The sequence below is a fragment of the Herbaspirillum sp. LeCh32-8 genome, assembly GCF_017814915.1.
Classification (GTDB): Bacteria; Pseudomonadota; Gammaproteobacteria; order Burkholderiales; family Burkholderiaceae_D; genus Herbaspirillum.
Genome location: NZ_JAGIPZ010000025.1, coordinates 1 through 6,633 on the forward strand (window position 1 = coordinate 1; position 6,633 = coordinate 6,633).

General features: G+C 60.9%; 7 protein-coding genes. 5 read left to right on the plus strand and 2 right to left on the minus strand.

Features of this window, described 5'->3' with window-relative positions:
* Window positions 1-139 precede the first annotated feature (139 nt).
* Together ilvN and J8I26_RS22390 are read right to left on the minus strand one after the other, a co-directional pair.
* Complete coding sequence (ilvN, locus tag J8I26_RS22385) at window positions 140-631, minus strand: acetolactate synthase small subunit (RefSeq protein WP_079214366.1); 492 nt, start codon at window positions 629-631, stop codon at window positions 140-142.
* Between the two features lie 2 nt (window positions 632-633).
* The gene (locus J8I26_RS22390; RefSeq protein WP_209609411.1) at window positions 634-2,352 is read right to left on the minus strand and encodes an acetolactate synthase 3 catalytic subunit; all 1,719 of its coding nucleotides are present in this window, start codon (window positions 2,350-2,352) and stop codon (window positions 634-636) included.
* Between the two features lie 550 nt (window positions 2,353-2,902).
* Between J8I26_RS22390 and J8I26_RS22395 the strand changes: the two genes are divergently transcribed.
* The 5 genes from J8I26_RS22395 to J8I26_RS22415 all read left to right on the plus strand — a co-directional run bounded on the left by J8I26_RS22395 (window position 2,903) and on the right by J8I26_RS22415 (window position 6,505).
* Window positions 2,903-3,475: an RNA polymerase sigma factor gene (locus tag J8I26_RS22395; RefSeq protein WP_209609413.1), complete on the plus strand. Its 573-nt coding sequence runs from the start codon at window positions 2,903-2,905 to the stop codon at window positions 3,473-3,475.
* Window positions 3,472-3,885 (plus strand): DUF3619 family protein, encoded by a 414-nt coding sequence (locus J8I26_RS22400; protein WP_209609415.1) that lies wholly within the window; start codon window positions 3,472-3,474, stop codon window positions 3,883-3,885. Before J8I26_RS22395 ends, J8I26_RS22400 begins: the two co-directional genes overlap by 4 nt.
* A gap of 4 nt (window positions 3,886-3,889) precedes the next feature.
* On the plus strand, window positions 3,890-4,681 hold the full coding sequence (locus J8I26_RS22405) for a DUF3106 domain-containing protein (RefSeq protein ID WP_209609417.1): 792 nt from the start codon (window positions 3,890-3,892) through the stop codon (window positions 4,679-4,681).
* Window positions 4,682-4,932: 251 nt separating this feature from the next.
* Window positions 4,933-5,442, plus strand: coding sequence for an RDD family protein (locus J8I26_RS22410; RefSeq protein ID WP_209609420.1), 510 nt, complete (start codon window positions 4,933-4,935; stop codon window positions 5,440-5,442).
* Between the two features lie 133 nt (window positions 5,443-5,575).
* Window positions 5,576-6,505, plus strand: coding sequence for an alpha/beta fold hydrolase (locus tag J8I26_RS22415; RefSeq protein WP_209609422.1), 930 nt, complete (start codon window positions 5,576-5,578; stop codon window positions 6,503-6,505).
* The last annotated feature ends 128 nt before the right edge of the window (window positions 6,506-6,633 follow it).

Consider the following 6,633-nt stretch of genomic DNA (forward strand, 5'->3'; position numbering starts at 1 on the left):
AGCCGTAACCGATGATGGTCACGTTCTTGTTCTTGATCAGGGACAGGTCTGCGTCTTTGTCGTAAAAAACTTTCATGATTTTTCCTATGTTCCGAATAACTTGATTTGAATGTGTGTGACTTGTGTTTGCTACGGCCGCTCAGATCTTCAGGATCCGTTCGCCGCGGCCGATGCCGGAGCCGCCGGTACGCACCGTTTCCAGGATGGCGGTGCGGTCCATGGCGTCGATGAACGCATCCAGCTTGCTCTTGTTGCCGGTGAGTTCGATCGTGTAAGTCTTCTCGGTGACGTCGATGATGCGGCCGCGGAAGATATCCGCAGTACGCTTCATTTCTTCACGCTCCTTGCCCACTGCGCGCACCTTGATCAGCATCAGTTCGCGCTCGATGTGCGCGCCTTCCGTCAAATCGACGACCTTCACCACCTCGATCAGGCGGTTCAGGTGTTTGGTGATCTGTTCGATCACATCGTCCGAGCCGGAGGTCACGATGGTCATGCGCGACAGGGTCGGGTCTTCGGTGGGTGCAACGGTGAGCGTTTCGATGTTATAGCCGCGTGCGGAGAACAGACCCACGACACGGGACAATGCGCCGGCTTCGTTTTCCAGCAGCACAGAGATGATATGGCGCATGATTAAAGATCCTCCGAACCCAGCAGCATTTCAGTCAAACCCTTGCCAGCCTTGACCATCGGCCAGACGTTTTCGGTTTGATCCGTGATGAAGTTCATGAAGACCAGCCTGTCTTTCATTGCGAAGGCTTCTTTGAGTGCGCCATCGACGTCGCCCGGTTTCTCGATCTTCATGCCGACGTGGCCGTAGGACTCGACCAGCTTGTTGAAGTCGGGCAGCGAATCCATGTAGGACTCGGAATAACGGGAACCGTAATCGATCTGCTGCCACTGGCGCACCATGCCCAGGAAGCGGTTGTTGAGCAGAATGATCTTCGGCGTCAGATGGTATTGCTTGCAGGTCGCCAGCTCCTGGATGCACATCTGGATCGAGGCTTCACCGGTGATGCAGGCCACGGTGGCGTCGGGATTGGCTTTCTGCACGCCCATCGCGTACGGCAGGCCCACGCCCATGGTGCCCAGGCCGCCGGAATTGATCCAGCGACGCGGCTTGTCGAAACCGTAGTACTGCGCAGCCCACATCTGGTGCTGACCGACGTCGGAGGTGATGAAGGCGTCGCCCTTGGTCACTTCCCAGACCTTCTGGACCACCGCCTGCGGCTTGATGAATTCGTCCGAGGTGGCGAACTTCAGGCAGTTGCGCTTGCGCCACTCGTTGATCTGCTTCCACCAGTTGTCCAGCGCCGCGCCGTTCTGCTTGGTCTCGGCCGTATCCAGCTGGGACAGCAGCTCTTGCAGTACGTCCTTGACGTTGCCCACGATGGGAATGTCGACCTTGACGCGCTTGGAAATCGACGACGGATCGATGTCGATATGAATGATCTTGCGGGCGGTCGACGCGAAGTGTTTCGGATTGCCGATCACGCGATCGTCGAAGCGCGCGCCGATGGCAATCAGCACGTCGCAGTGCTGCATGGCCATGTTGGCTTCGTACGTACCGTGCATGCCGGGCATGCCGACAAACTTGTCGCTGGTGGAGCGGTAGCCGCCCAGGCCCATCAGCGTATTGGTACAGGGGTAGCCCAGGCGATCGACCAGCTTGTTGAGCTCGGGCGCGGCATTGGCGAGGATGATACCGCCGCCGGTATAGATCATCGGGCGCTCGGCCGCCAGCAGCAGCTGCAGCGCCTTGCGGATCTGGCCCGAATGGCCCTTGTCGACCGGCTTGTACGAACGCATTTCCACCGCCTTCGGGTATTCGAAGGCGCAGGTATGCATCGTGATGTCTTTGGGGATGTCGACCAGCACGGGGCCCGGACGACCGGTCGTGGCGATGTAGAACGCCTTCTTGATCGTCTCGGCCAGGTCCTTCACGTCCTTCACGAGGAAGTTGTGCTTGACGCAGGGACGCGTGATGCCGACGGTGTCGCACTCCTGGAAGGCGTCCTGACCGATGGCGGTCGACGGCACCTGGCCGGAGATCACCACCATCGGGATGGAATCCATATAGGCCGTGGCCAGGCCGGTCACCGCATTGGTCACGCCGGGGCCCGAGGTGACGATGCACACGCCGACCTTTTCCGAGCTGCGCGAATACGCGTCAGCAGCGTGCACCGCAGCCTGTTCGTGGCGAACCAGGATGTGCTGGAATTTGTCTTGTTTGAAGATCGCGTCGTAGATATACAGGACGGCGCCACCAGGATAGCCGAAGACGTGTTCGACACCTTCTTCAGCCAGGCAACGGACGAGGATGTCCGCACCGGTGATGTGCTCAGCACTCATTACTGCTTCCTTTCAAGGTCCATTGGAAATTGATCGGATGTTCTCTCCTGACGGAATCGTCATGATCCTCTTGCCGGCGGCATCCCTTTTTTGTGCGGTCACGTCATCTCTGCGCCCCAACCGTAGTGAGGTTCGAAATGCCGCTCAACGCGACTCGTTCAGCCTTGGTACAAGATGGACTGCTACTGATTCCTCGCGCTTGTGGCACGGGTTAGAACAAACAAGCTTTAAATCTTAAAGCGCTTCCTCGAAACCGGCACGACCTTATGTGAAGCACCGGCGAGGAACATTGAACGCCCCAAGTGTGGGAGGCGGGAGTTAGGACAGTAATGCGTTGCATCATTTTGGTCAAGCGAATTCCTTTGAAAAACCCGCGACGACTCGCGTTCGCTGTGCGTTTCGGGATAAACCCACGACAAGCAGGGCCATTTTTGCTAGGATTCGGTCTGCTTTTTGACAAAATTTTGCGTTTTCACGCATTTCTGCCGGTTCGCCGCCGCCATCAGGCGCGATCCTTTGGCAACTCCTCGGCAACCGTATTGCGTATTGCATGGCAACTGACAAAGAACTCTCCGATTTTCTTGAAAGTGTCGAACGCCGCGCCTTCAAACAGGCGGTGTATGCCGTACGCAAGGATGAGGCCGCACTGGACATTGTTCAGGATGCAATGATCAAGCTCGCCGAGAAATACGGCGACAAGCCTGCTGACGAACTGCCCATGCTGTTCCAGCGCATCCTGCAAAACACCATCCACGATTTCTTTCGTCGCGAAAAGGTGCGTAACACCTGGGTCAGCCTGTTCTCCAGCTTCGGCTCGGGCGACGGCGAGGGCCAGGAGGATTTCGATGTGCTCGAAAGCCTCGAATCCGAGGACGGCTCGGAGGCCGCCGAGTCCAGCGCGGACAAGGTCGAGCGGGAGCAAACATTGATGCTGATCGACGCTGAAATACAAAAGCTGCCGACGCGTCAACGGGAAGCGTTCCTGATGCGTTACTGGCAGGACATGGACGTGGCGGAAACAGCCGCCGCCATGGGTTGCTCCGAAGGTAGCGTCAAAACCCATTGCTCCCGCGCAACACACGCGCTGGCTCAAGCTCTCAGAGCCAAAGGAATCACACTATGAACAACAAGGAACTGCAATTCGCCTACAAGGTGAAGCTGGCGCTCGACGCCAATCTGGATAATCTGTCCGACGACACCTTGCAACACCTGGCGGCTGCCCGTCGGGTGGCGCTCGCCCGCAAGAAGAAAGTGCCGATGACGGTGCGCGTCGAGCAGCCGGTCTTTGCCGGCTCCATCAATGGCGGCGGCACGCTGTCGGCTGGTAGCGGCCCGTCCTGGCTCGGCCGTCTCGGCGTTGCCGTACCCTTGCTGGCCGGCATCATTCTGTTTGCTGGCATCTACCAGCACGAGAACGCAAAACGCGTGGCCGACCTGGCCGAGATCGACGCGGCCGTGCTGTCGGACGAACTGCCGCTGTCGGCATATCTGGACCACGGTTTCAACGCTTTCCTGACTGAAAAGGGCGAATAACACGATGCGCAATACCACCGGCTTCCCGATCAAGGCGACTACCCGTCTCGCGCGCATTGCGCTGGCCGTGGCGGCGTTGGCTGGTGGTTTGACCTGCGTCTGGTCGCTGGCGCAGAACACGCCGGCGCCTGGGTCGGCGCCGGCCGCCGCTCCCGCAATCGTGCCTGCCCCGCAGGCAAGCGTCCCGGCCAAGGCCGGCGTCGCCGCCAAGGCAACCGCAAAAAAGCCTGACAACAAGCTGGCCTGGCCCAACCTGTCGGCGCCGCAACAGCAGGCGCTGGAGCCGCTGTCGGGCGAATGGGCCAAGATGAGCGAGCTGCAGAAGGAAAAGTGGCTGGTCATCAGCAAGAAGTTCGCGCACATGAAGCCGGAAGAGCAGCAACGCCTGCACGATCGCATGCGCGATTGGGTCAAGCTGACCCCGGCCCAGCGCAACGCCGCCCGCACCAACTACGCCCGCGCCAAGAAGCTCGACACGGAAGAAAAGAACGAGCAGTGGAGCAAGTACCAGCAACTGTCCGCCGAGCAGAAAAAGAAGCTGGCCCAGGCCAAGCTGCCCAAGCGCGTTGCCAAGCTGCCGTCGGCGCCGGCCAATGCCGCACCCACGATCCAGCTGCCGGCTGAGGCGCTGGACCGCCCGCTGCAGGTTGCACCTACCCCTGCGCCTGCTCCCGTGACTGCCCCCGCTGTCGCGCCGGGCTCGCAAGCGGCCCCGCAGCAGCTGGCCTCGCCAACGCCGGCATTGGCCGCCGCCCCCGTCACTCCGATCCCGACCACGGTCGCCGACAGCAAGTAACACCGCGTACCCCGCTCCTCTCTGCACGGCGCCACGCGCCGTGAAGAGCCCCTGCTCCAACCTCCCTGCAACACCTGCGCATCTTCCGCCCCTTTGGCACCGTGCTGTTGCCTGCGTTTGCGCTCGCTCAAGTCGCGCCATAGGCAAGCCCGGCCGATTGCTTTACCATCTGCAGGCCCGCAAGCGGCCGAACCGGATCCACCGTCGGTCGCCATGCCCGGCATCACCAATACCATCCATCACCGAGACCCATGCCGGACATGACCACGCCTTCGCTGCGCCGCCGCCTCAGCAGCATGCTTTACGAATCAATGCTGCTGTTCGGCGTGCTGTTCATGTCGGGCTGGCTGTTCTCCACCCTGCTCCAGCAACGCCACGCGCTTTATCTGCGCCATGCAATGGAGGCCTGGCTGTTCCTGGTGCTGGCGGTCTATTTCATCTGGTTCTGGACCCACGGCGGCCAGACGCTGGCGATGAAAACCTGGCGCTTCAAGCTGGTGGACACTACCGGCCAGCCGGTCGGCCTGTGGCGCGCGGCGATCCGTTACCTGCTGGCCTGGCTGTGGGTGCTGCCCGGCCTGGCGCTGGCCTCGACGGTGCGCGAGCACGCCTGGATGCTGTTCCTGATCCCGGCTGCCAACATTGCCTTGTGGGCCATGGCCGCGCGGCTCGACCCGCAACGCCAGTTCCTGCACGACCGTATCGCCGGCACACGACTGGTCAACGCCATCTTGCCGGCCAAGCCGAAAAAGAACGGCTGAACCCGGCTCAAGCAACAAGCATGAGGCGACCTGCCGGACGCCTTCATGAGTTCGTCACAGGGCTCTGCTATGCTCCCGGGCAATCGCATGTCTCGGCATGCCCGCCCACTGACCGCATCGGACCCGGCCACGCATGATTTCCCGCATTTCCAGAACCCTGCTCCTCATCCAGCTCGGCATCGCGGTCCTCTTCTACTTCCTGTTGCGCCACTTTGACTGGCCCATGCTGGCGGCCGCCCTGGGCGGGATCTGCATCGTGCTGATGCTGCGCGCGCAGATCACGGCCAACAGCTTCATGCTCACCTGGCCCTACCGCGGACGCACCTCCAACCCGGTGGAAATCAGCTGGGCCCTGATCGGCAAGCTGTTCCTGCGCGAATTCCGCGCCACCATGCTGTGCTCGTCCTGGGCCATGCCCTTCTTGCGGTTCGACCAGTTCACCTATCCCGACACCACTTCGCTACCGGTGCTACTGATCCACGGCTACGGTTGCAACAGCGGCTACTGGCGCTGGATGAGCCTGGAACTGCGCGAGGCGCACATCACGCATTACGCGCTGGACATGGAGCCGGTGTTCGGCAGCATCGACGGCTACGCGCCGCTGGTGGACGCCGCGGTCAAGCGCGTGCTGGCCGAGACCGGACAAAAGAAGATCGTCATCGTGGCCCACAGCATGGGCGGCCTGGCCGCGCGCGCCTACCTGCGCGACCACGGCGACACGCACGTAGCCAAGGTCATCACGCTGGGTTCGCCGCACCACGGCACGGCGATCGCCAACTTCGGCATCGGCATCAATTGCGGCGAGATGAACTGGCTGGGCCGTTACGAGGAAGGCCGCAGCAGCGAATGGCTGCAAAAGCTGGCCGCCACCGAGGAAGCCGATGCGCTGGCCAACATCGTCTCGATCTACTCCCATCACGACAACATCATTTCCCCGCAAAGTTCGGCGCACCTGGACGGCGCGTGGAACATCCCGGTCATCGGCATCGGCCACGTCGCGCTGGCGCTGGAGCCGTCGATCCAGAAAATGGTCATCGAGATCATCCACAACACGCGCGAATGACGTTCAGAGATCCCGGGCTTGCGGGCGTTGAAAAACAAAAAGCCTCCTGAGTGAACTGCACCCCGAAAGTTGGACACCGATCCAACTTTTGGGGTGTTTTTCATGGCGAAGTACGATACGAAGTTTAA

Coding starts and splice junctions, on each gene's coding strand:
- J8I26_RS22410 (WP_209609420.1), top strand. CDS start 4,933: ATGCCGGACATGACCACGCCTTCGCTGCGCCGCCGCCTCAGCAGCATG.
- J8I26_RS22405 (WP_209609417.1), top strand. CDS start 3,890: ATGCGCAATACCACCGGCTTCCCGATCAAGGCGACTACCCGTCTCGCG.
- J8I26_RS22415 (WP_209609422.1), top strand. CDS start 5,576: ATGATTTCCCGCATTTCCAGAACCCTGCTCCTCATCCAGCTCGGCATC.
- ilvN (WP_079214366.1), bottom strand. CDS start 631: ATGCGCCATATCATCTCTGTGCTGCTGGAAAACGAAGCCGGCGCATTG.
- J8I26_RS22400 (WP_209609415.1), top strand. CDS start 3,472: ATGAACAACAAGGAACTGCAATTCGCCTACAAGGTGAAGCTGGCGCTC.
- J8I26_RS22395 (WP_209609413.1), top strand. CDS start 2,903: ATGGCAACTGACAAAGAACTCTCCGATTTTCTTGAAAGTGTCGAACGC.
- J8I26_RS22390 (WP_209609411.1), bottom strand. CDS start 2,352: ATGAGTGCTGAGCACATCACCGGTGCGGACATCCTCGTCCGTTGCCTG.